The 25,513-nt window shown below is 69.9% G+C and carries 22 protein-coding genes and 2 tRNA genes; 8 read left to right on the top strand and 16 right to left on the bottom strand.

What is annotated here, in order from left to right; all coding sequences use genetic code 11:
* Positions 1-223 precede the first annotated feature (223 nt).
* The 4 genes from ndk to ACFY0F_RS01225 all read right to left on the bottom strand — a co-directional run bounded on the left by ndk (position 224) and on the right by ACFY0F_RS01225 (position 5,301).
* Positions 224-637, bottom strand: coding sequence for a nucleoside-diphosphate kinase (ndk, locus tag ACFY0F_RS01240; RefSeq protein WP_388787074.1), 414 nt, complete (start codon positions 635-637; stop codon positions 224-226).
* Positions 638-700: 63 nt separating this feature from the next.
* Positions 701-1,060: a DUF4233 domain-containing protein gene (locus ACFY0F_RS01235; protein ID WP_388787072.1), complete on the bottom strand. Its 360-nt coding sequence runs from the start codon at positions 1,058-1,060 to the stop codon at positions 701-703.
* A gap of 8 nt (positions 1,061-1,068) precedes the next feature.
* A complete protein-coding gene (locus ACFY0F_RS01230; RefSeq protein WP_388787070.1) occupies positions 1,069-2,589 on the bottom strand; it encodes a bifunctional folylpolyglutamate synthase/dihydrofolate synthase in 1,521 nt (506 codons plus the stop codon).
* Between the two features lie 87 nt (positions 2,590-2,676).
* Positions 2,677-5,301 carry a valine--tRNA ligase gene (locus tag ACFY0F_RS01225; protein ID WP_388787067.1) on the bottom strand — a complete coding sequence of 875 codons (2,625 nt, stop codon included), beginning with the start codon at positions 5,299-5,301 and terminating at the stop codon, positions 2,677-2,679.
* A gap of 138 nt (positions 5,302-5,439) precedes the next feature.
* Here ACFY0F_RS01225 and ACFY0F_RS01220 point away from each other — a divergent pair, with 138 nt between their 5' ends.
* Positions 5,440-6,405 (top strand): hypothetical protein, encoded by a 966-nt coding sequence (locus tag ACFY0F_RS01220; protein WP_388787065.1) that lies wholly within the window; start codon positions 5,440-5,442, stop codon positions 6,403-6,405.
* A gap of 84 nt (positions 6,406-6,489) precedes the next feature.
* Here the strand turns inward: ACFY0F_RS01220 and clpX are convergent, their stop codons facing one another.
* The 5 genes from clpX to ACFY0F_RS01195 form a co-directional block, all read right to left on the bottom strand.
* On the bottom strand, positions 6,490-7,776 hold the full coding sequence (clpX, locus tag ACFY0F_RS01215) for an ATP-dependent Clp protease ATP-binding subunit ClpX (protein ID WP_388787063.1): 1,287 nt from the start codon (positions 7,774-7,776) through the stop codon (positions 6,490-6,492).
* 195 nt (positions 7,777-7,971) lie between these two features.
* Complete coding sequence (locus ACFY0F_RS01210; protein WP_388787060.1) at positions 7,972-8,637, bottom strand: ATP-dependent Clp protease proteolytic subunit; 666 nt, start codon at positions 8,635-8,637, stop codon at positions 7,972-7,974.
* Positions 8,638-8,707: 70 nt separating this feature from the next.
* Entirely contained in the window at positions 8,708-9,313 is a 606-nt protein-coding gene (locus tag ACFY0F_RS01205; protein WP_388789119.1) for an ATP-dependent Clp protease proteolytic subunit, read from the bottom strand.
* Positions 9,314-9,633: 320 nt separating this feature from the next.
* Positions 9,634-11,016, bottom strand: coding sequence for a trigger factor (tig, locus tag ACFY0F_RS01200; RefSeq protein ID WP_388787057.1), 1,383 nt, complete (start codon positions 11,014-11,016; stop codon positions 9,634-9,636).
* Between the two features lie 179 nt (positions 11,017-11,195).
* Positions 11,196-11,272: transfer RNA gene (locus ACFY0F_RS01195), tRNA-Pro, on the bottom strand.
* 162 nt (positions 11,273-11,434) lie between these two features.
* Between ACFY0F_RS01195 and ACFY0F_RS01190 the strand changes: the two genes are divergently transcribed.
* Positions 11,435-11,505: transfer RNA gene (locus ACFY0F_RS01190), tRNA-Gly, on the top strand.
* A 296-nt stretch (positions 11,506-11,801) separates the two neighbouring features.
* Here ACFY0F_RS01190 and ACFY0F_RS01185 read toward each other — a convergent pair.
* The gene (locus tag ACFY0F_RS01185) at positions 11,802-11,996 is read right to left on the bottom strand and encodes a hypothetical protein (protein WP_388787054.1); all 195 of its coding nucleotides are present in this window, start codon (positions 11,994-11,996) and stop codon (positions 11,802-11,804) included.
* 433 nt (positions 11,997-12,429) lie between these two features.
* Here ACFY0F_RS01185 and ACFY0F_RS01180 point away from each other — a divergent pair, with 433 nt between their 5' ends.
* Positions 12,430-13,623, top strand: coding sequence for an acyltransferase family protein (locus ACFY0F_RS01180; protein ID WP_388787052.1), 1,194 nt, complete (start codon positions 12,430-12,432; stop codon positions 13,621-13,623).
* Here the strand turns inward: ACFY0F_RS01180 and ACFY0F_RS01175 are convergent.
* The gene (locus tag ACFY0F_RS01175) at positions 13,620-14,099 is read right to left on the bottom strand and encodes an HD domain-containing protein (protein WP_388787049.1); all 480 of its coding nucleotides are present in this window, start codon (positions 14,097-14,099) and stop codon (positions 13,620-13,622) included. The genes ACFY0F_RS01180 and ACFY0F_RS01175 overlap by 4 nt on opposite strands.
* Positions 14,100-14,232: 133 nt before the next feature.
* Between ACFY0F_RS01175 and ACFY0F_RS01170 the strand changes: the two genes are divergently transcribed.
* Complete coding sequence (locus ACFY0F_RS01170; protein WP_388787047.1) at positions 14,233-14,892, top strand: GNAT family N-acetyltransferase; 660 nt, start codon at positions 14,233-14,235, stop codon at positions 14,890-14,892.
* A gap of 12 nt (positions 14,893-14,904) precedes the next feature.
* On the opposite strand, the gene ACFY0F_RS01165 is transcribed toward ACFY0F_RS01170, so the two are convergent.
* Positions 14,905-16,077 (bottom strand): PP2C family protein-serine/threonine phosphatase, encoded by a 1,173-nt coding sequence (locus ACFY0F_RS01165; RefSeq protein ID WP_388787044.1) that lies wholly within the window; start codon positions 16,075-16,077, stop codon positions 14,905-14,907.
* A 163-nt stretch (positions 16,078-16,240) separates the two neighbouring features.
* On the opposite strand from ACFY0F_RS01165, the gene ACFY0F_RS01160 reads away from it, so the two are divergent.
* Positions 16,241-17,494 carry a GNAT family N-acetyltransferase gene (locus tag ACFY0F_RS01160; RefSeq protein WP_388787041.1) on the top strand — a complete coding sequence of 418 codons (1,254 nt, stop codon included), beginning with the start codon at positions 16,241-16,243 and terminating at the stop codon, positions 17,492-17,494.
* A gap of 36 nt (positions 17,495-17,530) precedes the next feature.
* Here the strand turns inward: ACFY0F_RS01160 and ACFY0F_RS01155 are convergent, their stop codons facing one another.
* Together ACFY0F_RS01155 and ACFY0F_RS01150 are read right to left on the bottom strand one after the other, a co-directional pair.
* A complete protein-coding gene (locus ACFY0F_RS01155; protein ID WP_388787039.1) occupies positions 17,531-18,349 on the bottom strand; it encodes an Fpg/Nei family DNA glycosylase in 819 nt (272 codons plus the stop codon).
* Between the two features lie 426 nt (positions 18,350-18,775).
* Positions 18,776-19,264 (bottom strand): ribose-5-phosphate isomerase, encoded by a 489-nt coding sequence (locus ACFY0F_RS01150; protein WP_388787038.1) that lies wholly within the window; start codon positions 19,262-19,264, stop codon positions 18,776-18,778.
* Positions 19,265-19,488: 224 nt separating this feature from the next.
* Here ACFY0F_RS01150 and ACFY0F_RS01145 point away from each other — a divergent pair, with 224 nt between their 5' ends.
* On the top strand, positions 19,489-20,913 hold the full coding sequence (locus ACFY0F_RS01145; protein ID WP_388787036.1) for an amino acid permease: 1,425 nt from the start codon (positions 19,489-19,491) through the stop codon (positions 20,911-20,913).
* Positions 20,914-20,977: 64 nt separating this feature from the next.
* On the opposite strand, the gene ACFY0F_RS01140 is transcribed toward ACFY0F_RS01145, so the two are convergent.
* Positions 20,978-22,318 (bottom strand): serine/threonine-protein kinase, encoded by a 1,341-nt coding sequence (locus ACFY0F_RS01140; protein WP_388787033.1) that lies wholly within the window; start codon positions 22,316-22,318, stop codon positions 20,978-20,980.
* A gap of 234 nt (positions 22,319-22,552) precedes the next feature.
* Here ACFY0F_RS01140 and ACFY0F_RS01135 point away from each other — a divergent pair, with 234 nt between their 5' ends.
* Together ACFY0F_RS01135 and ACFY0F_RS01130 are read left to right on the top strand one after the other, a co-directional pair.
* Entirely contained in the window at positions 22,553-23,266 is a 714-nt protein-coding gene (locus ACFY0F_RS01135) for a hypothetical protein (RefSeq protein ID WP_388787031.1), read from the top strand.
* 75 nt (positions 23,267-23,341) lie between these two features.
* Positions 23,342-24,670, top strand: a complete 1,329-nt coding sequence (locus ACFY0F_RS01130; RefSeq protein ID WP_388787028.1) for an FAD-binding oxidoreductase — start codon at positions 23,342-23,344, stop codon at positions 24,668-24,670.
* Here ACFY0F_RS01130 and ACFY0F_RS01125 read toward each other — a convergent pair.
* Positions 24,657-25,235, bottom strand: a complete 579-nt coding sequence (locus tag ACFY0F_RS01125; protein ID WP_388787025.1) for a biotin transporter BioY — start codon at positions 25,233-25,235, stop codon at positions 24,657-24,659. The genes ACFY0F_RS01130 and ACFY0F_RS01125 overlap by 14 nt on opposite strands.
* Between the last annotated feature and the right edge of the window lie 278 nt (positions 25,236-25,513).

Here is a 25,513-nt window from a genome sequence, read left to right as displayed (position 1 = left end):
TGACCTGGTCGGGGCGGGAGGTCGTCCGGACACGGCGCGGTGCCGCGACGGCCGGTCCCGCCCCACCCCGCGCTCCCCCGAAGTCGGACGGGACCGGACACTTCCGGGCGCGGCTGCCGATGGCCCGGTGCGTGCGAGTGGGGCGCGAAGCCGGCACCCTGCCGCGGGCGGCCCGGGCGCACTCCCCCACCCGGTACAGCCCCCCGCAGAAACTCGGCAGGGACTACGCGTGGGCCGGGAAGAAGATCTTCACCTCGCGGGCGGCGGACTCCTCGGAGTCCGAGGCGTGGATGAGGTTCTCGCGGACGATGACGCCGTAGTCACCGCGGATGGAGCCGGGGGGCGCGGCGATCGGGTCGGTGGGGCCGGCCAGGGCGCGCACGCCCTCGATGACCCGCTCACCCTCGACGATCATGGCGACGACCGGGCCGGAGGACATGAACTCCACGAGCGGCTCGTAGAAGGGCTTGCCCTTGTGCTCGCCGTAGTGCTGCTCCAGCGTGTCCTGGTCCAGCGTGCGCAGCTCCAGCGCGGTGATCTGCCAGCCGGCCTTGCGCTCGATACGGCCGATGATCTCGCCGGTCAGGCCGCGACGGACGGCGTCGGGCTTGAGCAGGACGAGGGTGCGCTGGGTCACTGAGGGCTCCTTCTTACTGACATATGCGGTGGCACGAGATTACAAGGTCGTGCTCTGGGTGTGTCACGCAGCGTCAGCTGGGGTGGAGTTCTCCGCCTGCGCCGCGAATCTCGCCTTCGCCTCGTCCACTTTCCGCCCGAAATGCACCGACGTCCACCACAGCGCCGCGAACACCGCGCCGAGGATGAACATCATCGGGACGTAGAACCCGGAGACGACCAGTGCGATCTGCAGGGCCCAGCCGAGGGCCACGCCGCCGGGCCGGGTCACCATGCCGCACAGTGCCACGCTCAGGAACATGGCGATGCCGCAGACCGTCCACACGGTCGCCGTCGACAGGTCCTGGTCCTTCATCGCCACCAGTCCCGCGAAGCCGATGATGAAGAACTCGCCGATCAGGGTCGACGAACAGAGCGTACGCATGCCAGTCCTCAGCCCCTTCCCAGCAGCAGCCGGGCCTCGCCGACCGTGATGACGGAACCGGTGACGAGCACGCCGCCGCCGGTGAACTCGCCCTCCTCCTCGGCCAGGGTGATCGCCGCCTCCAGGGCGTCCGGCAGCCGCGGTTCGACCTGCACCCGCTCCTCACCGAACACCTCGACGGCGATCGCGGCCAGTTCGTCGGCGTCCATCGCCCGGTGGCTGGAGTTCTGGGTGACGACGATCTCCGCGAACAGCGGCTCGAAGGCTTCCAGGAGACCGCGCACGTTCTTGTCGCCGCTGGCCCCGACCACCCCGATCAGCCGGCTGAAGTCGAACGCCTCCCCCACGGCCTCCGCGGTCACCCGCGCGCCCGCCGGGTTGTGCGCGGCGTCCAGGACGACGGTCGGGGACCGCCGTACGACCTCCATTCGTCCCGGCGAGGAGACCGCGGCGAAGGCCTTGCGGACGGTGTCGATGTCCAGCGGCTCCGCTCGCTGCGCGCCGACCCCGAAGAACGCCTCGACGGCGGCGAGCGCGACGACCGCGTTGTGCGCCTGGTGGGCGCCGTGCAGGGGGAGATAGAGCTCCGGGTACTCACCGCCGAGCCCGCGCAGCGTCATCAGCTGTCCGCCGACCGCGACCTGCCGTGCCACGACCCCGAACTCGAGCCCTTCCCGGGCCACCGTCGCGTCGGCCTCCACGGCCTTCTTCAGCAGCACCTGCGCCGCGTCCACCGGCTGCTGGGCCAGGATCACGGTCGCGCCCTGCTTGATGATCCCGGCCTTCTCGCCGGCGATCTCGGCGTGCGTCTCCCCTAGCCGGTCGGTGTGGTCCAGGTCGATCGGGGTGACGACGGCGACATCACCGTCGATCACGTTCGTCGCGTCCCAGCTGCCGCCCATCCCCACCTCGACGACGGCCACGTCCACCGGCGCGTCCGCGAAGGCCGCGTACGCCATGCCGGTGAGCACCTCGAAGAAGGAGAGCCGGTACTCCTGACGGTCGTCGACCATCTCCACGTACGGCTTGATGTCCTGGTACGTCTCGATGAACCGCTCGGCGGTGATCGGGGCGCCGTCCAGGCTGATCCGCTCGGTGATCGACTGCACGTGCGGCGAGGTGTAGCGGCCGGTGCGCAGTTCGAAGGCGCCCAGCAGGGCCTCGATCATGCGGGCGGTGGAGGTCTTGCCGTTGGTCCCCGTGATGTGGATGGCAGGGTACGAGCGCTGCGGCTCGCCCAGGAAGTCCATCAGCGCGGAGATCCGGCTGACGGAGGGCTCCAGCTTGGTCTCGCCCCAGCGCGTCGCCAGCTCCGCCTCGACCTCGCGCAGCGCCTTGTCGACCTCGGGATCCTCGGGCCGCGCCGGGATGTCCGCCTCGGGGGGCCCGCCCTGCGTGCGCAGGGTACGGCTGCCGGCCTCGATCACCGCGAGGTCGGGATCGCGGTCGGTCTCGGCCGCGATGATCTCTTCGAAGGAGTCGAGGGGGTCGGGCTGGTCGCTGGCGTCGTGCGGGGGGAGGTCGCTCACGGGGCCAGTCTACGGAGCCCCGGTGACAGAGGTGGGCGAAGGCCCCCGGAACCGCTTTTCCGGGGGCCTTCCTCCACGTACCGGGGCCTACGCCTGCGGCAGCCGCTCCAGCTGCGCCGCGATCCGCGCGATGTCCTCGTCCGCCTTGGCGAGCCGCGTGCGGATCTTCTCCACCACCGGCTCCGGCGCCTTCGCCAGGAACGCCTCGTTGCCGAGCTTGGCGGTGGCCTGGGCCTTCTCCTTCTCCGCGGCGGCAAGGTCCTTGGCCAGCCGCTTGCGCTCCGCCGCCACGTCGATCGTGCCGGAGAGGTCGAGGGCGACCTCGGCGCCGGCGACCGGCAGGGTCGCCGTGGCCGTGAAGGAGTCACCCTCCGGCTGGAGCCGGAGCAGCTGCCGGATGGCGGCCTCGTGCGGGGCGAGGGCCGTGCCGTCCAGGGTCAGCCGGGCCGGGACCCGCTGGCCGGGCTGCAGGCCCTGGTCGTTGCGGAAGCGGCGGATCTCGGTGACGAGCTGCTGCAGCGCCTCGATCTCCTGCTCCGCGGCCGGGTCGCGGAAGCAGCTGTCCTGCGGCCAGTCCGCGATCACGAGGGACTCGCCGCCCGTCAGCGTGGTCCACAGGGTCTCGGTGACGAACGGGACCACCGGGTGCAGCAGCTTCAGCGTGACGTCGAGGACCTCACCGAGGACCCGCTTGCTGACCTCGGCCGCCTCACCGCCCGCCTGGAACGTCGTCTTGGACAGCTCGACGTACCAGTCGAAGACCTCGTCCCACGCGAAGTGGAAGAGGGCGTCGGAGAGCTTCGCGAACTGGAAGTCCTCGTAGTACGCGTCGACTTCGGCGATGACGGAGTTGAGGCGGGAGAGGATCCAGCGGTCCGTCGCCGAGAGCCTGGACGCGTCCGGCAGGGGCCCCTCCACCGTCGCGCCGTTCATCAGCGCGAAGCGGGTCGCGTTCCAGATCTTGTTGGCGAAGTTGCGGGAGCCCTGGACCCACGCCTCGCCGATCGGCACGTCGACGCCGGGGTTGGCGCCGCGCGCGAGGGTGAAGCGCAGCGCGTCGGAGCCGTACTCGTCCATCCAGTCCAGCGGGTTGACCGCGTTGCCGAAGGACTTCGACATCTTCTTGCCGAACTGGTCGCGGACCATGCCGTGCAGGGCGATGGTGTGGAACGGCGGGGTGCCGTCCATCGCGTAGAGGCCGAACATCATCATCCTGGCGACCCAGAAGAAGAGGATGTCGTAGCCGGTGACCAGGACGGAGTTCGGGTAGAACTTCGCGAGCGACTCGGTCTGTTCGGGCCAGCCGAGCGTGGAGAACGGCCACAGGCCGGAGGAGAACCAGGTGTCGAGGACATCGGTGTCCTGACGCCAGCCCTCACCGCTCGGCGGCTCCTCGTCGGGGCCGACGCAGACGACTTCACCCTCCGGGCCGTACCAGACGGGGATCCGGTGACCCCACCACAACTGCCGCGAGATGCACCAGTCGTGGAGGTTGTCGACCCAGTCGAAGTACCGCTTCTCCATCTCCTGCGGGTGGATCTTGACCTTGCCCTCGCGGACGGCGTCGCCGGCCGCCTTCGCCAGCGGGCCGACCTTGACCCACCACTGCATGGACAGCCGCGGCTCGATGGTCGTCTTGCAGCGCGAGCAGTGGCCGACGGAGTGGACGTACGGCCGCTTCTCGGCGACGATCCGGCCCTCGGCGCGCAGCGCTGCGACGATCGCCGACCGGGCCTCCAGCCGGTCCAGGCCCTGGAAGGGTCCGTGGGCCGTGATGACCGCGTGCTCGTCCATGATCGTCAGGGACGGCAGGTCGTGGCGCTGACCGATCTCGAAGTCGTTCGGGTCGTGGGCCGGGGTGACCTTGACGGCGCCGGTGCCGAACTCGGGGTCGACGTGCTCGTCCGCGACGACCGGGATGGAACGGTCGGTCAGCGGCAGCCTGATCAGCTTGCCGACCAGGTGCTTGTACCGCTCGTCCTCGGGGTGGACGGCGACGGCGGTGTCACCGAGCATCGTCTCGGCGCGGGTGGTGGCGACGACGATGGTGTCGTCCCCCTCGCCGTACTTCATGGAGACGAGCTCGCCGTCGTCGTCCTGGTACTCGACCTCGATGTCCGAGATGGCCGTCAGGCACCGGGGGCACCAGTTGATGATGCGCTCGGCGCGGTAGATCAGCTCGTCGTCGTAGAGCCGCTTGAAGATGGTCTGGACGGCCTGGGACAGCCCCTCGTCCATGGTGAAGCGCTCACGCGACCAGGCGACGCCGTCTCCCAGGCGCCGCATCTGCCCGCTGATCTGCCCACCGGACTCGGCCTTCCACTGCCAGACGCGCTCGACGAAGGCCTCCCGGCCCAGGTCGTGCCGGGACTTGCCCTCCTTGCCGAGCTCCCGCTCGACGACGTTCTGCGTGGCGATGCCGGCGTGGTCCATGCCGGGCTGCCACAGCGTCTCGTAGCCCTGCATCCGCTTGCGGCGGGTCAGGGCGTCGATGAGGGTGTGCTCGAAGGCGTGCCCGAGGTGCAGGCTGCCGGTGACGTTCGGGGGCGGGATGACGACGGTGTACGGAGGCTTGTCGCTCTTCGCGTCGGCCTCGAAGTAACCCCGCTCCACCCAGCGCTCGTACAGCGGCCCCTCTACATCGGCCGGCGCGTACTGGGTCGGCAGTTCGGTGTCGGGCGCTGGTGGCTGCTGCTGAGCGTTCTCGGTCACGGGGTCAGTTTAGAGGTGTCACGGGGCGGTCCCGAAACGCGTTTGTTCTGTAACGGTGGGGCCCCCGGTGCCGCGCCCCTCCTGTGCCTGGGCAAGGATGTCAGGAACACATGAGCAGTCTGGAGGGGAACCCAGAAAATGAGTCACAACCAGCCGGGCCCGTACGGCGGGCAGCCCCAGCAGCCTGGACCGTACGGCCAGCCGGGGCAGCCTGGACCGTACGGCCAGCCGGGGCCCTACGGCCAGCCGCCGCAGACCCCCCAGCCCGGCTACGGCTACCCCCAGCAGGCCCCTCCGGCCCAGCCCGGCTACGGCTACCCCCAGCAGGGCGCCCCGCAGCAGCCGAACCCCTACCAGCAGCAGCCGTACGGCCAGCAGCCCTACCCCACCGTCCCGCAGCCGCCCGTAGCCGGCGGCGGCAAGAAGAAGACCGGGCTGATCATCGGTGGGGTGGCCGTGGTGGCCGCGATCGCGGTGGGGGCGGCCTTCCTGATCGGCGGGAGCGGCGGCTCGGACGTCGCGGACGACGGCCCGCACAAGCTGACGACGCCGGCCACGGTGATCGACGGAACGTACAAGAAGACGGGTGACAGCAGCTCCACGGGCTCGATGAGCGACGACGACCTCGCCGACTTCGAGAAGTGGGGCGTGAAGAACGCCAAGCACGCCGGCGCCACCTACCGGAACGGGACAGGTCTGACTGCCAAGGGCCTTTCCTTCAGCGGTGTCTACGGCACCATCGACGACCCCGAGGCCGTCGTGGACGCCGCGTTCGCCAAGGTCAAGCAGGAGTCGCTGAAGGACCAGAGCGGCGAAAAGACCAAGGGCAAGCTGCTGGGCAGCCCGCAGACGGTCCATCCGGCGGACTTCGACGGCATCATGAAGTGCCAGGTGGCGCAGATCGACAACTCCGAAGCCGCGACGTCGAGCACGGGTGCCCCGAAGACCATGAAGCTGCCCTTCTGCATCTGGGGCGACCACAGCACCGTCGCCGACGTCTCGGCGTTCAGCCTCGCGTCGCTCGCCTCGGGTGAGAGCGGGTCGGTCGACGACACGGCCGACCTCGCCGCCAAGCTCCGCAACGACGTACGCGTCAAGGACTGACCTTCACAGGCACAACACACAACACCGAAGGGCCCCCGGTCGGTTGACCGGGGGCCCTTCGGTGTACGCGGACCGGCGTGGCGGTTACGCCGTCTTCTGCTCGCCGGAGCCCCGTCCCCGGGCGTCCCGGGGGATCAGGGTCGGGTTGACGTTGGAGTGGACGACGTCCGGGGTGATGACGACGCGGGCGACGTCCTTGCGGGACGGGACCTCGTACATCACCGACATCAGGACCTCCTCCATGATGGCGCGCAGGCCGCGGGCGCCGGTCTGGCGGAGGATGGCCTGGTCGGCGATGGCCTCCAGGGCCTCACGCTCGAAGTCGAGTTCCACGCCGTCGAGTTCGAAGAGGCGCTGGTACTGCTTCACCAGGGCGTTGCGGGGCTCGACCAGGATCTGGAGCAGGGCCTCGCGGTCGAGGTTGTGGACCGAGGTGATCACGGGGAGGCGGCCGATGAACTCGGGGATCATGCCGAACTTGACCAGGTCCTCCGGCATGACGTCCTCGAAGACGTCCTTGGCCTCCAGCTCGCGCTTGGAGCGGATCGTCGCGCCGAAGCCGATGCCCTTCGCGCCGGCGCGGGCCTCGATGATCTTGTCCAGGCCGGCGAAGGCACCGCCCACGATGAACAGCACGTTCGTCGTGTCGATCTGGATGAACTCCTGGTGCGGGTGCTTGCGGCCGCCCTGCGGCGGGACCGAGGCGGTGGTGCCCTCGAGGATCTTCAGCAGTGCCTGCTGGACGCCCTCGCCCGAGACATCACGGGTGATCGAGGGGTTCTCGCTCTTGCGGGCCACCTTGTCGATCTCGTCGATGTAGATGATCCCGGTCTCGGCCTTCTTGACGTCGTAGTCCGCCGCCTGGATCAGCTTGAGCAGGATGTTCTCGACGTCCTCGCCGACGTACCCCGCCTCCGTGAGCGCGGTCGCGTCGGCGATCGCGAACGGGACGTTCAGCATGCGGGCCAGGGTCTGGGCGAGGAGCGTCTTGCCCGAGCCGGTGGGGCCCAGCAGGAGGATGTTGGACTTGGCCAGCTCGATGGCGTCGTCCCGGCCCTGCGCGCCGCCGTTCTCACCGGCCTGGACCCGCTTGTAGTGGTTGTACACCGCGACCGAGAGCGCCTTCTTGGCGGCCTCCTGCCCGACCACGTACCCCTCGAGGAACTCGTAGATCTCGCGGGGCTTCGGGAGCTCCTCCCAGCGCACCTCGCTGGTCTCCGCGAGCTCCTCCTCGATGATCTCGTTGCAGAGGTCGATGCACTCGTCGCAGATGTACACACCGGGCCCTGCGATGAGCTTCTTGACCTGCTTCTGGCTCTTGCCGCAGAACGAGCACTTGAGCAGATCGCCGCCGTCACCGATGCGTGCCACGGTGTGCTTCCCCTTCGCCTGGGAGACGCCTGGACGCTAACGAGTCCAGCGGCTCCTGGTGCTGCCTTATATCCGACGGTACCTTGCCGGGCCCCCCGTTCGGGCCCCCCTTGGCACGGTTCACTTTGACGTGCACCTTGACGCGCACACGGTCAAACCGTGCCAAGGACGGCAGACGACAACATCGCGCCCGCGTCAGCGGACGGATTCGTTGTTCATCTTCCGGGTCGAGATGATCTGGTCGACGATGCCGTACTCCAGCGCTTCCTCGGCCGTGAGGATCTTGTCGCGCTCGATGTCCTCGCGAACCTGCTCGAGCCCCCGGTTGGAGTGCTTGGCCAGCATGTTCTCCAGCTGCTCACGCATCCGGGTGAACTCGTTGGCGATGATCTCCAGGTCGGAGAGCTGCCCGCGGCCGGTGGAGCCGGCCGGCTGGTGGATCAGCACGCGGGAGTTCGGCAGCGCCATGCGCTTGCCCGGCGTACCGGCGGCGAGCAGGATGGCCGCGGCGGAGGCCGCCTGGCCCATGCAGACCGTCTGGATGTCGGGCTTCACGAACTGCATCGTGTCGTAGATCGCCGTGAGGGCGGTCATGTCGCCACCGGGGCTGTTGATGTAGATCGAGATGTCCCGGTCGGGGTCCATCGACTCCAGGCACAGCAGCTGCGCCATGACGTCGTTGGCGGAGGCGTCGTCGATCTGGACGCCGAGGAAGATCACGCGCTCCTCGAAGAGCTTCGCGTACGGGTCGTACTCGCGGACGCCCTGGGAGGTGCGCTCGACGAAACGCGGGATCACGTAGCGGCTCTCGGGGCGCGGCCCCTCGTACTGGCCGCTCGCGGCGCCGGGGAAGTTGCTCATGGGGGTGTTCACCGTCCTGGTGGCGTTCTGGGGGCTGGAGTATCGGCGGTGCGTGGCGAAACCGGACAGGTCAGGCACCGGTGCCGCCGCCTCCCGGAATACCCGAGGCGTTCGTGATGATCTCGTCGATGAGACCGTACTCCTTGGCCTCTTCGGGGGTGAACCAGCGGTCGCGGTCGGCGTCGCGGAGGATCGTCTCGACCGACTGGCCGGAGTGCAGCGCGGTCAGCTCGGTCATGGTCTTCTTGGTGCGCAGCAGGTACTGGGCCTGGATCTTGATGTCCGAGACCGTACCGCCCAGGCCCGCGGAGCCCTGGTGCATCATGATGTCCGTGTGCGGCAGGGCGAAGCGCTTGCCGGCGGTGCCGCCGGTGAGCAGGAACTGACCCATCGAGGCCGCCATGCCCATACCGATCGTGACCACGTCGTTCGGGATGTACTGCATGGTGTCGTAGATCGCCATGCCGGCCGTCACCGAGCCGCCGGGGCTGTTGATGTAGAGGTAGATGTCCTTGTGCGGGTCCGCGGCAAGGAGCAGCATCTGTGCGGTGATCTTGTTGGCGATGTCGTCGTCAACCTGCTGGCCGAGGAAGATGATCCGCTCGCCGAGCAGCCGGTTGTAGACCTGGTCACCGAGGCCACCACCGATGGAAGGCTCGCCGGCGGCGGAGGGCATCAGATTCGTCACGTATCCACCTGCTCGTCTTTACGACGGCGCCGGGCCGTCTCACGTGTTCCCGTCCGGGGGCTTGCCCGGGGACTCCAGTCCCCTTGCCCTCGTACTCATGGACCCTAACGCGCTGGTCCCTTCGGGGAATCCCGGAGATGTGGGTGTTCGCCGGGGGCGTAGCGGCGGCCTCCGGCGGATCGGGGGGTGCGGCGACCGTGGGGAGCTGTGCGGCGGCGGTGCGGAGTACGGCCTCCAGGTAGGCGGACGGGCCCCGGGGAACGATGTCCCCGGGGCCCGTCCCGAGTCCTTCAGAGGCGCCGTGGGGCTCAGCCCTCGGTCTTCTCCTCGGCGCCCTCGGTGGCCTCCGCGGCCGGAGCCTCGGCGGCCTCGGTCTCCTCCTCGTCGTTCAGGTCGACGATCTCACCGTTGGTGTCCTTCACCGTGGCGGCCTCGACCACGACGGCCAGGGCCTTGCCGCGGGCGACCTCGCCGACGAGGAGGGGCACCTGGCCGCCCTCGACGACGGCCTGGGCGAACTGGTCGGGGGACATGCCGGAGGAGGCCGCACGCCGCATGAGGTGCTCGGTGAGCTCCTCCTGGTTGACGTTGAGCTTCTCCTGCTTGACCAGCTCGTCGAGGACGAACTGGGTCTTGATGCCCTTGACCGCGGCCTCGCGGGTCTCGGTCTCGAACTCCTCGGCGTTCTTGCCCTGGAGCTCCAGGTACTTGTCGAGGGTGAGGCCCATCTGGCCGAGCTGGTGGTGCTCGAGGTTGTGCTTACGGGTGTTGATCTCGTCCTCGAGCAGCTTCTCGGGGACGGGCACCTCGACGAGCTCCAGCAGCTTGTCGAGGACACGCTCCTGGGCCTGGGTGGCCTGGTCGTACTGCTTCGTGTCGGCCAGCCGCTTGCGGCTGTCGGCCTTCAGCTCCTCGAGCGTGTCGAACTCGGAGGCGAGCTGCGCGAAGTCGTCGTCCAGCTCGGGCAGTTCGCGGGCGGCGACCTGGGTGACCTTGACGGTGACCTCGGCCTCCTTGCCCGCGGCGGAGCCGCCCTTCAGCTCGGAGGTGAAGGTGGCCTCCTCACCGGCGGACAGGCCCTTCACGGCGTCGTCGATGCCGTCGAGCAGCTCGCCGGAGCCGATCGTGTAGGAGACGCCCTCGGCGACGCCGTCCTCGAGGACCTCGCCGTCGACCTTGGCCTGCAGGTCGATGGTCACGACGTCGCCGTCCTCGGCGGCACGCTCGACCGGGGAGGTGGAGGCGAAGCGCTCGCGCAGCTGCTCGACCGCCTTCTCCACGTCCTCGTCGCTGACCTCGACGGCGTCGACCTCGACCTCGATGCCGGAGTAGTCCGGGATCTCGAGGACGGGGCGGATGTCGACCTCGGCGGTGAAGTTCAGCGTCTCGCCGTCCTTCAGCTCGGTGATGTCGACCTCGGGCTGGCCCAGCGGGCTGAGCTCGGCCTCGTTGACCGCCTCGGTGTAGAACTTCGGCAGCGCGTCGTTGACGGCCTCCTCCAGCACCGCACCGCGGCCGAACCGCTGGTCGATGACACGGGCGGGGATCTTGCCCTTGCGGAAGCCCTTCACCGTGACCTGCTGGTTGATCTTCTTGTACGCCGCGTCGAGGCTGTCCTTGAGCTCCTCGAAGGGCACCTCGACAGTGAGCCGAACCCGGGTCGGGTTCAGGGTCTCCACGGCGCTCTTCACGGTTCGGTCTCCTTGTGGCTGACTTCTTGGGTTCTGCCGGAGCCAGACAGGTCCGGCGGATTACGCCGCCCGGAGGAGTTCGTAGGCCGAGTGGGCCGGGACACACGGGCGCGCAGCTTGCATAGTAACCGCGACCGGTCGGCGCCCCAAAAGGCGATCATCCCGGTGACATGAGTCGGTGGTCGGGGTGGCGGGATTTGAACCCACGGCCTTCCGCTCCCAAAGCGGACGCGCTACCAAGCTGCGCCACACCCCGTCTGGTGCGACACGTAGGGTACATCCCAGAACCGGAAGCGTCGGCCTCTTTCCCGGACGATCACCCCCGGGGGCGGACCCGCGGCCCAACCCGTTCGCCCGTACGGCATCCGACCCGCTACGATGCCTCTGTGCCGCGGTCCGGGGACCACGGCGCACGTGTGCGGGCGTAGCTCAATGGTAGAGCCCTAGTCTTCCAAACTAGCTACGCGGGTTCGATTCCCGTCGCCCGCTCTGTACGGCTCAGGGCCGGGCCGGAGGAATCATCCTCCGGCCCGGCCCTGATCGTTTTCCGGGGCTGCGGCCAAGCCGCGCGTGCGAGGCCGTTTCGTCCGGCGCGGGAAGCCGGCACCGTCGCCATGGCCATGCAGGCCGCCGCGCCTGACCCCTACGCGTCCGATCGGGCGGCATCCGGCGGGGAACACCGGGAAACACCGCTGACGCCGCCTGGGGCGCCCCCTGACCCTGTCGGCGGTTCGAGGCCCTGGAGGCCGGGGGCGGCGACCAGGGCGGCGGTCGCGGGCCGGACGTCAGAATCTGATGGAGTTGATCGAGTCCGCTATCGAGTTCAGGAACCGCTGGATGGACGGAGCCATCCCGGTCGAGGCCAGGAAGAAGCCGAACAGCACCGCGACGATCGCGGGTCCGGCCTTGATGTTCCCCCCTCTGATCAGCACCACAAGGATGATCGCCAACAGCAGCACCACAGACAGTGAAATGGCCACAACTGATCACGCCCTCGGTCGGTCCGCACTCCCGCAACCATCGTGCCACCAACGGGCCCGCCCTATGCGGCACGTGACACAACGTTCGCCCGGCCGTGGCCAAGTGCGGTGCGGCGCACACTAATTAGAGGCCGCACCCCGGTGTGTATCCACCGGGACCCCACAGGGAATTACACAACTTCGTTTCCCTGGCCACACATCCCGTGCGCAGGTAATTCGAATTGTTGGCGCAGAGACACCCTTATGCACCAATTCGTCGGGATGAATCGGGACATCAAGGCCGAGCGCGCCCTCCCCCCGGGTCATTGATGTGCCCGCCGTCACTCGGTCCGGCATGTCAACTCCGGCCAATACGGGGGTAGCCGCAGTCCGTTAACCAGGAATGACGCACGGGGTTTTACGAAATCGCACAACCGACGCTAGGGTCCCTGAGATGTTTGACGCCGCCTCGTCCCACGGCCAGCACCGCAGGCCGCTCCCCCCGGCACAGTCGCCGGCCGAGGGAGTGCCCAGTCCGCGTACCCCAGCGGGTGCGCGGCAGTCCCCGCAGGCGGACAGATCCGGCAAAACGCGCGACGCGTTCTTCGACAACGCCAAGTACCTGGCGATCGTGCTGGTCGCCATGGGCCACTCGTGGGAGCCCCTGAAGGGCGACAGCCGGATCCTCGAGGCCCTGTACACGGTCGTGTACAGCTTCCACATGCCGGCGTTCATCATCATCTCCGGCTTCTTCTCGCGCAGTTTCGACATGCGCCCCGACCGGCTGAAGCGGCTGATCACGGGCGTCGCCGTGCCGTACGTCGTGTTCGAGACCGCGTACCCGCTCTTCAAGCGGTTCGTCGACCACTCCCCCGACCAGGAGATCAGCCTCCTCGACCCCTGGTACCTGACCTGGTTCCTGTGCGCCCTGTTCGTGTGGCGGCTGACGACGCCCGTGTGGAAGCTGGTCCGCTGGCCGCTCCCGGTCGCGCTCGGCATCGCCATGCTGGCCTCCGTCAGCCCGAGCATCGGCGACGACCTGGACCTGCAGCGCGTGCTGCAGTTCCTGCCGTACTTCGTGCTGGGCCTGTGCATGAAGCCCGAGCACTTCCATCTGGTGCGCCGGCCCTGGGTCAGGGCCGCCGCCGTGCCGGTGTTCGCGGCCGCGCTGGTGTTCGGCTGGTGGGCGGTGCCCCGTATGAACACGGCCTGGTTCTACCACCGGGACTCGGCGCAGGAACTGGGTGCCCCGTGGTGGGCGGGTCCGGTCATGGTGGTCGCGATGTTCGGCTGCTCCCTGCTGCTGACCGCCTGCTTCTTCGCCTGGGTGCCGCGGCGGAAGATGTGGTTCACCACGCTGGGCGCGGGCACGCTGTACGGCTACCTGCTGCACGGCTTCCTGGTGAAGTACGCCGACTACCGGGGCTGGCTCGACAACCCGGCCTTCCACCACCCGCTCGGCGAGATCCTGGTGACCGCCGTCGCGGCCACCGCCGTCACGCTGCTGTGCACCGCCCCCGTGCGGCGCGTGTTCCGCTGCGTCATGGAGCCGCAGATGAACTGGGCATTCAAGCAGGACGCCGCGGAACTCGCCCGCGAACGCCAGCAGAAGGAACGCGAACGGGACCGCGAGAAGGTCAGCGCCTAGCCGTCGCCGATCCCCGGCAGTCCCCCGAGACCGAGAAGTGCGCGCATCCGCGTGCACTTCTCGGTCAGTCGTCTCCGGGTCGCCTCGTCCAGTACGGCCAGCCGGTCCGGGTCCGCGTTGTGTGCGAGGTCGGCCTCCTTCACCAGCAGGGCGCCGGGCGTGGCGAGGACGCGCCGCGCGTACGCCTCCGGCCCCTCCCCGGTCCGCTTGGTGACGGCCAGCACGATGTCCTTCGTACGGCGGCTCAGCGCTGCCGCCGCCAGCCAGTCGGCGGACAGGGCGTCGTCCTCGATCGCGTCGTGCAGCCAGCCCGCCGCGATCTGCGCCTCGTCGCCGCCCCGGCTCCGCACCTCCTCCGCGACGGCCCGCAGATGCTCGGCGTACGGCCGCCCCGCCTTGTCGGTCTGCCCGGCATGGGCGGCACACGCGAGGGCCTCGACCTCGGCCAGGGTCAACGGGGTCCGTGTCTCGGTCACTCCCTCAGTGTCTCCCGGCGCAGCGCGGCATCGGCGACATTCCGCAGGGGCCAGGATCCCTCGCATCCGCCACCATCCGCATGATGTAATGGATGAAGGCCTATTTGGTCTATTACATTCATCAGGAGGGTTCGTGACGTTCGCCAACACCACGGACGCCGTCCGGGCGTGGGTCGACGGATGGGCCGTGTCGCGGGGCACCGCCGAACCGGTGCCTCGGCCCTGGGGATTCACCCTCGACGTCGGACTGCCCAACGAGGTGGCGCGGCATGTGCTGCCCGCCGCCGACGAGGCGACCGTGCGCAAGATCACCGAGAACGCCACGGCGCACGGGATCTGGCTGAAGACCTTCGTGGCGCCGCAGACCCTGGAGGCCTGGCTGCCGTCCGGCTGGGCGCTCGCGGGCGGCCGGTGCTTCCTGATGGCCGTCTCGCTGCCCACCGGCGGATTGCCGGGCGACGTTCCGGACGGCTACCGGCTGAGCAGTTGGAGCCGGGCCGGGGTGACCCGTGTGCTGGTCCGTGCCGCCGACGGTGGGTTCGCGGCGCGCGGGCAGGTCGCGGTCACCGGCGGGACCGCCGTCGTCGACCAGGTGGAGACCGATCCCGCGCACCAGCGGCGGGGGCTCGGACGTCTGGTGATGCGGACGCTCGCCCGCACCGCGGCCCAGGCGGGGGCGAGGGCGGCCGTACTCGGCGCGACGGTCGAGGGGCGCGCGTTGTACGAGACCGTGGGCTGGCGGGTGGTGGCGCCGCTGACCGCGGCCACACGGGTCGGAGCGACTGCCCTGTAGGACCGACCCGGCTCAGTGTGCCGCCGAGGAGGCCTCACGGCAGATCAGCAGCAGCGCCCGGTCGTCGTTGACGTCCCTCGCGACCGCCTCGATGAGGTGCCAGGCCGCTCCGTGGAAGCCGCCGGCGACATAGCGGTCGGCCTCGCCGGTGAGACGGTCGATGCCCTCGACGATGTCGCGGTCGGAGGTCTCCACCAGACCGTCCGTGAACAGCATCAACACGTCTCCCGGGCGCAGCGAGCCCTTGACCGGGTCGAACTGGGCGCCGTCGTACACACCGAGGAGCGGGCCCTCGGCGGCCTTCTCCTCCCAGCGCCCGCTGCCCGCGCTGAGCTGCAGCCCCGGCGGATGGCCCGCCGAGTACAACTCGTAGTCCCCGGAGTCCAGATCCAGGACCAGGTGGATCGAGGTCGCGAAGCCCTCCTCCCAGTCCTGCCGCAGGAGATAGCCGTTGGCCGCCGGCAGGAAGGCGTGCGGGGGCAGGGAGCCCAGCAGCCCGCCGAACGCCCCCGACAGCAGCAGCGCCCGCGAACCCGCGTCCATGCCCTTGCCGGACACGTCCGTCAGCACGGCCTCCAGCGTCCGCCCGCCGTTCGTACGGGCCGCCACCACGAAGTCGCCCGAGAACGACTGCCCGCCCGCGGGCCGCAACGCCATCTCCCGGTGCCAGCCCTGCGGCAGCTTCGGCAGCTTGCTCTGCACCCGGATCCGCTCGCGCAGGTCGAAAAGCATCGTGCCGCCGCGCCGCCAGGGCACGCCCACCCGGCTGCGGAACTGCGCGGTGAGCAGCCCGAAGAACCCGCAGGCGGCGACGACGAGCACCACACCCGGCGTGACCCTGGACGGCCCCTCGGTGTAGGGCCCCAGTCGCACCGACTCCACGATCAGCGCCGTGGCCGCCGCCGCGTACAGCCCGAGCAGGCTCGCGGGGCGCAGCAGCAGACCGCCCGCCACGATCGGCAGCACCAGCGTGGCCGGTGAGCACCACACCGAGTTGGCGAGGGTCATCGCCGCGAGCACCGGGATGATCAGCAGCAGTCCGGCCAGCGCGATCCAGTCCGAGCCGTCGCCGCGGAAGTAGTCCACCGCGCTTCTGCGCACGCCGACGCGGGCCCGGTGCCACTGGATCTTCCACCGGGCCGTGAACGTCTCGGCCTTCGCGCGCCGTTCTCGTCCTGCTGCCATTAGTTCGGGACCCTATCCATCGGACCAGCCGCTTGGCACGGGAGGTCCGACTTATCCCCCGTCCGGGGCTCAACGTCACAGTCAACTTCACCGGACGCCGTTCCGCCGCAACCCCGCGGAAATTCGGTCGCCCGCTCCGATGACGCGCTGGTACGCATGGTGCATGGCGACAGACCGTGCGAGTAGTCCGGTGACCGGTCCCCGGGCGCTGCGGCCGGGTGAATGGGACCAGTGGTACGACAGCCTGCTCCGGGCGTTCGGCGGGGTTCCGGAGGCGGCCGAGGAGCGGGAGCTGTGGGCTTCGCTCACCGAGACCGGGCGTTCGATCGGCGTCTGGGACGGTGACGCGGTCATCGGCACGGCGTCGGCCTTCGACTTCCGGCTGACGGTGCCCGGTGGCGCCTCGGTGCCCGCCGCCGGGGTCACCATGGTCAGTGTGGCCGCCACGCACCGGCGGCGTGGTGTGCTCACCTCGATGATGCGGCGGCAGTTGGACGACGTACGGTCCTGGGGCCGGCCGCTGGCGGTGCTGACGGCGTCCGAACCGGCCATCTACGGGCGGTTCGGGTACGGCGTGGGGACGTACAACGTCAACGCGCGGATCGACACGACCCGGGTACGGCTGTCGGTACCGCCCGGCACCGACGGCGTACGGCTGCGGTACGCCGCCCCCGCCGACGTCCTCGACGCGTGCGAGGCCCTGTACGCCCGGCGGGTGCCGCTGCGGCCGGGAATGGTGGCGCGGGCGCCCGGCTGGGAGCGGCTGATGCTGCTGGACCCGGCGAGCGAGCGGGACGGCGCGTCGCCGTTGCAGTGCGTGGTCGCCGAGCGGGACGGGGAGGTGGTGGGGTACGCGCGGTTCCGGGTCAAGCCGGTCTGGGAGCCGGCCGGGGCCAGGGGGACGGTGTTGCTGGAGAACATGGAGGCGCTGGACCCGGCGGCCCACGCCGCGGTGTGGCGGTTCCTGTTCGACATCGACCTGACCTCGGTGATCGACGCGCGACGGCGGCCGGTGGACGAGCCCTGGCAGTTCCTGGTGTCCGACATCCGGCGGTGCGAACTGCTGGTACGGGACTCGCTGCACGTGCGGCTGGTGGACGTCGGCGCGGCACTCGAGGCTCGCGCCTACCAGGTGCCGCTGGATGTCGTGTTCGAGGTCGAGGACTCCTTCTGCCCCTGGAACGCCGGGCGTTGGCGGCTCACGGGGGATGCGAAGGGCGCGTCGTGCGCACGGACCGCGGATCCGGCGGATCTCGCCCTCGGCGTGCGCGAGTTGGGGCGGGTCTACCTGGGTGGCGTCTCGCTCGCCTCGCTGGCGGGGGCCGGGCTGGTGCGGGAGCTGCGGGACGGTGCGCTGGCGGAGGCGTCGGTGGGGTTCGGGTCGGCGGTGGCACCGTGGCTGCCGCACGGGTTCTGAGATTCTGAGGTCCCGAGGGGTCGGGGAGTAGGAGGCTCAGGGCTTCTGGCAGGTGGGGCACCAGAAGAGGTTGCGGGCGGCGAGGTCGGCGGTGCGGATGCCGGTGCCGCAGATGTGGCAGGGCAGGGTGGCCCTGCGGTAGACGTACACCTCGCCGCCGTGGTCGTCGACACGGGGCGGGCGGCCCATCGCCTCGGGGGTGTGCTCGGGGCGGACGGTGTCGATGCGGTTGTTGCGGACGCCCTCGCGCATGAGCTCGACGAGGTCGGCCCAGATCGCCTCCCACTGTGCGGGGGTGATGTCGCGGCCCGCGCGGTAGGGGTCGATGCGGTGCCGGAAGAGGACCTCGGCGCGGTAGACGTTGCCGACGCCCGCGACGACCTTCTGGTCCATGAGGAGGGCGGCGATCGTCGCACGGCTGCGGGAGATGCGGTGGTAGGCGGCTTGCGGGTCGGCGTCGGGGCGGAGGGGGTCGGGGCCGAGGCGGTCGTGAATCGCCTGCTTCTCGGTGGCCGTGATCAGGGCGCAGGTGGTGGGGCCGCGGAGGTCCACGTACGAGGTGGTGTTCGCGAGGCGGAGGCGGACGGTGTCGGTGGGCGGGGGTGCGGGGGCGTCACCGAAGGCGACCTTGCCGAAGAGGCCGAGGTGGATGTGGACCCAGTCCGTGTCCTCGGGGTCCCGGAAGCCGAGGAAGAGGTGCTTGCCGTGGGCTTCGGTGCGGGTGAGTTCCGTGCCGGTGAGTAGTTCGGCGGCGTCGGAGAACTTGCCCTGGGGGCTGGTCACGTGGGGGGCCGTGCCGGAGAAGTGGGCGGCGTAGTCGTGTGCGAGCCGGTGGATCGTGTGCCCCTCTGGCACGGTGCCCGTCCCTTTCCCCGGGGCTCTGCCCCGGACCCCGCCAGGGGCTGCGCCCCTGGACCCCGGTGTTTCCCACCCACCCACCTACCCGTGGCTGCCAACTGGACGGTCCAGCCCTGGGGCTCCGCCCCGGGCCCCGGGAGGTTTCCCACCCACCCACCCGTCACAGCCAACTGGAAAGTCCCCCACCTGGGGCTCCGCCCCAGACCCCGGCGGGGACTGCGTCCCCTGCACCCCTCGCGGGGCTCCGCCCCTGCACCCCGACGGGCTTGGGCCCTGCACCCCCGGCGGGGCTCCGCCCCTGCCCCCTGGCCGGCTTCGCCCGTGCTCTCCGGGCTCCGGTCGGTGTCACTCAGCCCGTCCGGCGTTTGAGGACGAGGCCGTTCAGGCCGAAGCGGGGGTCTGGGGGCGGCGGCACCCGGTCGTTCAGCCCTGCTGGGGGTGGTGGGCCGGGATGGGGGGCAGGTCGCCCGTCGTCTCGTAGGCCGACAGCATGTCGATCCGGCGGGCGTGGCGCTCGTCGCCCGAGAACGGCGTGCCGAGGAACGTCTCGACGAACTTGGTCGCCTCCTCCTCGGTGTGCATGCGCGCGCCCACCGCCACGACGTTGGCGTTGTTGTGCTGGCGGCCGAGGGAGGCCGTCTCCTCGCTCCAGGCCAGGGCCGCCCGGACGCCCTTCACCTTGTTCGCGGCGATCTGCTCGCCGTTGCCGGAGCCGCCGATCACGACGCCGAGGGAGTCGGGGTCCGCGGCCGTGCGCTCCGCGGCGCGCAGGCAGAAGGGCGGGTAGTCGTCCTGGGCGTCGTAGATGTGCGGACCGCAGTCGACGGGGTCGTGGCCCGCCGCCTTGAGCCATTCGACGAGGTGGTTCTTGAGTTCGAAGCCCGCATGGTCCGAGCCGAGATACACGCGCATGGGACGAGTGTGACACGGGTGTTTCCGGGCAGCAGCACTCGGGTGCCGGGAGGGAAAAGTGTGAGTCAGACCATAGAACCTCAGGAGAACCTCAAATAACGATCCGGAATCAAAGGTTCCCGAATTTCTTCGCCTCGGATTCACTGGACCGACTCGTACAGGCCACACAACGGCATCCCCCCGCGTACGGGAAACCGCTCCACCGGCGCAAAGGAAATCCGTCCATGACCCCTGGTTCCGGACTTCAAGCAGGACTCAAGAACCGCCATCTGTCGATGATCGCGATCGGCGGTGTGATCGGTGCCGGACTCTTCGTCGGCTCCAGCAGCGGTATCGCCACCGCAGGGCCCGGCATCCTCCTCTCGTACGCCCTCGTCGGCACGCTCGTGGTGCTGGTGATGCGGATGCTGGGCGAGATGTCCGCCGCCAATCCCACCTCCGGCTCCTTCTCCGCGCACGCCGACCGCGCGCTCGGCCGCTGGGCCGGGTTCTCCATCGGCTGGCTGTACTGGTTCTTCTGGGTGGTGGTGCTGGCCGTGGAGGCCACCGCCGGTGCCAAGATCCTCGCGGGCTGGATCCCCGCGGTCCCGCAGTGGGGCTGGGCGCTGATCGTGATGATCGTGCTCACCGCCACCAACCTGGTGTCCGTCGGCTCCTACGGCGAGTTCGAGTTCTGGTTCGCCGGGATCAAGGTCGTCGCCATCGCCGCGTTCATCGTGATCGGCGGCCTCGCCGTCTTCGGTGTGCTGCCCGGCGCGCACAGCGACAAGGCGGGCCTCGGCAACCTCACCGACCACGGCGGCTTCCTGCCCCACGGCCCCGGCGCCATCCTGACCGGTGTGCTGCTCGTCGTCTTCTCCTTCATGGGCAGTGAGATCGCGACCCTGGCGGCCGGTGAGTCGGAGGACCCGCAGAAGGCGGTGACCAAGTCCACCAACAGCATCATCTGGCGGATCGGTGTCTTCTACCTCGGCTCGATCCTGGTGGTCGTCTCCCTGCTGCCGTGGAACGACCCCTCCATCAAGAAGCAGGGCTCGTACGTCGCCGCCCTCGACTCCCTCGGCATCGCGCACGCCGGTCAGATCATGAACGTCATCGTGCTGACCTCGGTGCTGTCCTGCCTCAACTCCGGCCTCTACACCGCCTCCCGGATGGCCTTCTCGCTCGGCGAGCGCGGTGACGCGCCGAAGGCGTTCTCCCGGACCACCTCGCGCGGTGTGCCGATGACCGCGATCGTCGCCTCCGTGGTGTTCGGCTTCGTCGCCGTCTTCTTCAACTACAAGTACCCGGACACGATCTTCAACTTCCTGGTCAACTCCAGCGGTGCGGTCGCCCTGTTCGTCTGGCTGGTCATCTGCTTCTCGCAGCTGCGCATGCGGAAGATCATCCAGGCCGAGGCGCCGGAGAAGCTGGTCGTGAAGACGTGGCTGTACCCGTACCTGACCTGGGCGACGGCCGCGCTGATCGTGTTCGTCCTCGGCTACATGCTGACCGACACGGAGGGCCCGAACAGCGGGCGGACCACCGTACTGCTGTCGCTGCTGGTCGCGGCGGTCGTGATCGTGGTCGCCGTGGTGAAGGAGAGGCTGGCCGCCGACCGCCGGCCGGTGGGTGGCGTCGAGGCGGAGACCGACAAGGTGTCCGTCTGATCCACCGGCACATGTGAGCGGGTGAAGGGGAGGGAGGCCCTCGGGTCTCCCTCCCCTCGCTCGTTCACAGCACCGTGAAGCTGTCCTTGACCATGTCGTACGTGCTGAGCGCCCCGTCCTCGATCTCCGGCTGGTACCAGGTGTTGACCTGGTACGACTTCCCGTTCGCGTCGAAGCCGAGCAGCCGGGCGTGCCAGGCGACGTCCTTGAGCGTGAAGGTGTACTCCCAGACCACCGCCGGGTGGCCCTGGAAGGTCGTCTCCGCCAGGCGGATCTTGGCGTAGTCCCTGCCCTGACGGGCGTTGCGCTCGGAGGCGCGCCAGGTGTCCAGGAGGTCGCCGCGGGCCAGGGAGGACTTGGCGACCAGTTCCTGGCGGCCGTCGGGAGAGGTGTAGTGCACCTCGGCGCCGGTCTTCACATCCCGTCGCCAGCCCTCCGGTGTCCGCCAGGCGTATCCGCCCGCCTCCCTGTGTGCGCCGGGCGGGAGACTCTGCGGTCGGGAGGTGCCCTCGACGGTGGGTGCCGGGCCGGTGGGTGACAGGCTCGTGGCTGACGGGCTGGTGGGTGCGGAGGTCGCGGCGGAGGTGCCGGGCGACGAGCCCGCGTGCGCGTCGTCCCCCGGTCCGTCGGCCGACGTGGTCAGCAGGACCGCCACCACCGCGGCGACGGCGACCTTCTCCAGGAGGGCGGCCAGGATGTCGTGCAACGGACCGGCTCCGGGCGGGAGTTCCGGTTCCTCGTAGAGGACGGCGTGCAGTGTGGCGAGGGTCGTGTCGCGGGAGAAGGGAGAGCGGCCGGCCAGGGCCGCGCAGAGGGTGGCGCCCAGGGACCACACGTCGGACGGCGGTCCCTGGCGGCGGCCGGAGATGCGCTCGGGCGCCATGTAGTCGGAAAAGCCGACCAGCATGCCGACCACGGTGAGCGCCTTGGCGTCCTGGATGGCCGCGATGCCGAAGTCCGTGAGGACGACCCGGTTGCCGGCGGCCTCGACCAGGACGTTCCCCGGTTTGATGTCCCGGTGCAGCACGCCCCCGGCGTGCACCTGCCGCAGCGCCGCCACCAGTCCCAGCCCGATCCGCGCCGCCTCGCGCGGGCCGAGCGGTCCCTCGGTCGCCATGATGTGCTCCAGGGAGCGGCCGGCGACCAACTCCATGACGATCCACAGGCGTTCGCCCGCGTCGACGACGTCGTAGACGCGGACCACGTTGGGGTGGTCGATCCGGGCCGTGGCCCGCGCCTCGCGCAGCGTGCGTTCCCGCCGGGTGCGCGTGTCCTCCGCGTCGAGCCCGTCGATCCGCATCTCCTTGACCGCGACCTCCCGGTCGAGGATTTCGTCGGCGGCCCGCCACACCCGCCCCATTCCCCCCTGGCCGATGCTCTCGGCCAGCCGGTAGCGGCCCGCCACCAGTAACCCCGGAACACCACCCCTCCCCGTAATTCCAGGGCCTTCCGCATCTCCCGCATTTCCCGTATTTCCCGTGTTCCCCGGCAATCCGCTGCACCCCCCTCAACGACCGCCCCAGCCGAAACACAATGGTCACACTTCGTGCGGTACCAGCATAGTGCGGAGAAATCTTGTGGTACCTCTTCAAGTACTGCGAATTCAGGCGCAGTCCAGGGGGTTGCAAGGGGGACGAACATGAGTTCTCGTCGCAGGGCGGCCATCACGGGATCGCTGCTCACGGCAACTTTTTCGGCCGTGCTGATCCTTTCGTGCACGGCCGTCGCGGACGACCAGGGACCGGCAAGCGGTAAGGGGGGAAAGGCCGTTGACGAGGCGCCGGCGGGTGTCCGGCTGAACACCACGCTGCCGTCGAGGATCTCCGTCGACAACAGCTCGCGGAAGACGTCGATCACCGCCACGGTGAAGAACGACGGAAGCAAGGACAGCGGTGACATCAAACTTCTGGTGGTCGGTTTCGACGGACTGAAGATCGACGACGTCAAGGGCTGCACGGCGCTCGCGGAAAAGGACCTGCCGAAAGGTTCGAACAGCGGCTTCGCCTGCCCGGTCGGCTCGCTCGCCGCCGGAAAGTCGAGGTCGTACGCCGTCGACGCCACGTACGACCTGGGAAAGACGGGGAAGATCTGCCTTCCGGTGCAGAGCTCCGACGGGAGGAAGACCTTCTGGCAGCAGGGCCCGGTGCCGTTCGGGACGGCCAACCCGTCACCGGACGCACCGGCCACCCCGCTGCTGCTCGGCACCGACAACAAACCGGTGGGTCCGGCCGGCGACCGGTTGCCCAGGACCGGTGCGGGTGACGGGGTACTGCCGCTCGGCGCGGTCGGCGGCGCACTGGTCGCGGCCGGCGCGGCCGGGATGTGGTGGGCCCGGCGACCGCGGCGGGACTGAGCCGGACCGACCGAGCCGGACCGATGGCCGCATCACTCGACTTCGGCTTGAGGTGGTGCGGCCATACTGTCCGCCATGACCTTCGTGGACGACACCGCAGACCTGCTCGCCCTCCGCCCCGGCGACCCCGGCTACGACGAGGAACTCGCCGGTTTCCAGACCGGGTTACCCCAGCGGCCCGCCGTGGTCTTCCCGGTCTCCTCGGCCGACGACGTGATCGCCGCCGTACGGTACGCCGCCGCCGAGGGACTGCCGGTCGGTGTGCAGGCCACCGGGCACGGACTGCCCGACGCGTCGGAGGGCGGGGTGCTGATCACCACCCGTCGCATGGACCGGGTGACCGTCGACCCCGAGGCCCGCACCGCACGTGTCCAGGCGGGGGTGCGGTGGGGGCAGGTGGTCGCGGCGTCCGAGCCGTTCGGGCTGGCGCCGCTCAACGGATCCGCGCCGGGCGTGGGCGCGGTGTCCTACACGCTGGGCGGCGGACTGGGCATCCTGGCCCGGGAGTTCGGCTACACGGCCGACCACGTCCGTTCGCTGGACGTGGTGAGGGCGGACGGCCGGCTGCGCCACGTGACCCTGGAGTCCGACCCCGACCTGTACTGGGCCCTCCTCGGCGCCGGGCACAACTTCGGCGTCGTCACGGAGCTGGAGATCGACCTCGTACCGGTGCGCACCATCTATGGCGGCTCGCTCGCCTTCGACGGGCAGGAGGTGGACCCGGCGACGGTGCTGCGGGCGTACGAGGAGTGGACGCGGACCGTGCCGGACGAGCTGACCTCGGCGCTCGCCGTCATCCCGTACCCGGACGTGCCGGCGCTGCCGCCGCATCTGCGGGGGCGGTACGTCGTCTCGGTACGCGTGGCCCACACCGGAGCGGGCGGGGAGGAACTCGTCGCCCCGCTGCGGCGGATCGGCCCGGTGCTCGGCGACTCGCTGCGGGAGATGCCGTACGCCGAGGCCCACACCATCTACAACGACCCGGACGTCCCGAACGCCTACCACGGCGACAGCGCGGTGCTGAGCGAGCTGGACCCGGCCGCCGCGGGTGAACTGCTGAAGCTCACCGGGCCGGGCGCGCCGACCAGGTGCGTGGTGCAGGTGAAGCACCTGGGCGGGGCGCTCGCCGAGCCCGCGCCCAACTCGGTGCCGTACCGCGACGGGCGGTTCGTGCTGCAGCTGCTGGCCGCCGGTGACCGGGAAACGGCGCGGACGCTGCTGGACCCGGCCTTCGCGCTGCTGGCGGACGCCACGCTGGGCCGTTCGCTCAACTTCGCCGCGGGCGCCGGTGACCGTCCCGAGGGGCTGTACGACGACGGGACGCGGAAGAGGCTCGCCGGTCTGAAGGCCCAGTACGACCCGGCGAACCTCTTCCGCAGGAACTACGCGATCAGCGCTCGATGAACTTCCAGGCGGTGGGCAGCAGTCCCATCGCCAGGGCGGCCTTGAGGGCGTCGCCGATCAGGAACGGGGTGAGGCCGGCCGCGATCGCGGCGGACGCCGGGATGCCGGCGGCGTAGGCCAGGTAGGGCACGCCGACGGCGTAGATGATCGCCTCGCCCAGGATCATCGTGCCCGCCATGCGCCACACGCTGCGGTCGGCGCCGCGCCTGGCCAGCGCGCCGACCGCGGCGGAGGCGAGCAGCATGCCGAGCACATAGCCGAAGGACACCGCGCCGGAGCCGGAGGTGCCGTCCGCGAACCACGGCACACCGGCGACGCCGGCGAGGGCGTACAGCGCGAGGGAGAGGAAGCCCCGGCGCGCACCGAGCGCGGTGCCGACCAGCAGGGCGGCGAAGGTCTGGCCGGTCACCGGCACGGGCGAGCCGGGCACCGGGACGGACAGCTGGGCGGCGAGGCCGGTGAGCACCGCGCCGCCCAGCACGAGCGCGACGTCGCGGACGCGCGACGCGGGCAGCAGGTCGGCGAGTACTTCACCGGGGCGAGCGGTGGCGGTGGCGGTGCTCATGGGGACTCCGCGGGAGGTTGTGGGCAGGTGGGAACACCGTGACGCTATCCCGGTCACCTCGAGTCGATCACCGTCAGCGCTCGACAAAGGCTTGAGCGAGGGCTTGGTGGGCTCCGGACAAAGGATGGCGGTTACACCCGGTACGGCGTGATACCGGTCACTGAGGCAGGGCGGTCTCGCTCACCTGACGGGCTGTCGGCCGGCTGTGGGATCCCACCAAATGCATCCGAAGGAATCCTAGTGGTCTGGTGGGATTCACCTTCCCTGCCCTACCCTTC

The sequence above is a fragment of the Streptomyces sp. NPDC001544 genome (genome assembly GCF_042894285.1).
Taxonomy (GTDB): domain Bacteria; phylum Actinomycetota; class Actinomycetes; order Streptomycetales; family Streptomycetaceae; genus Streptomyces.
This window is presented reverse-complemented; position numbering and strand designations above follow the sequence as displayed.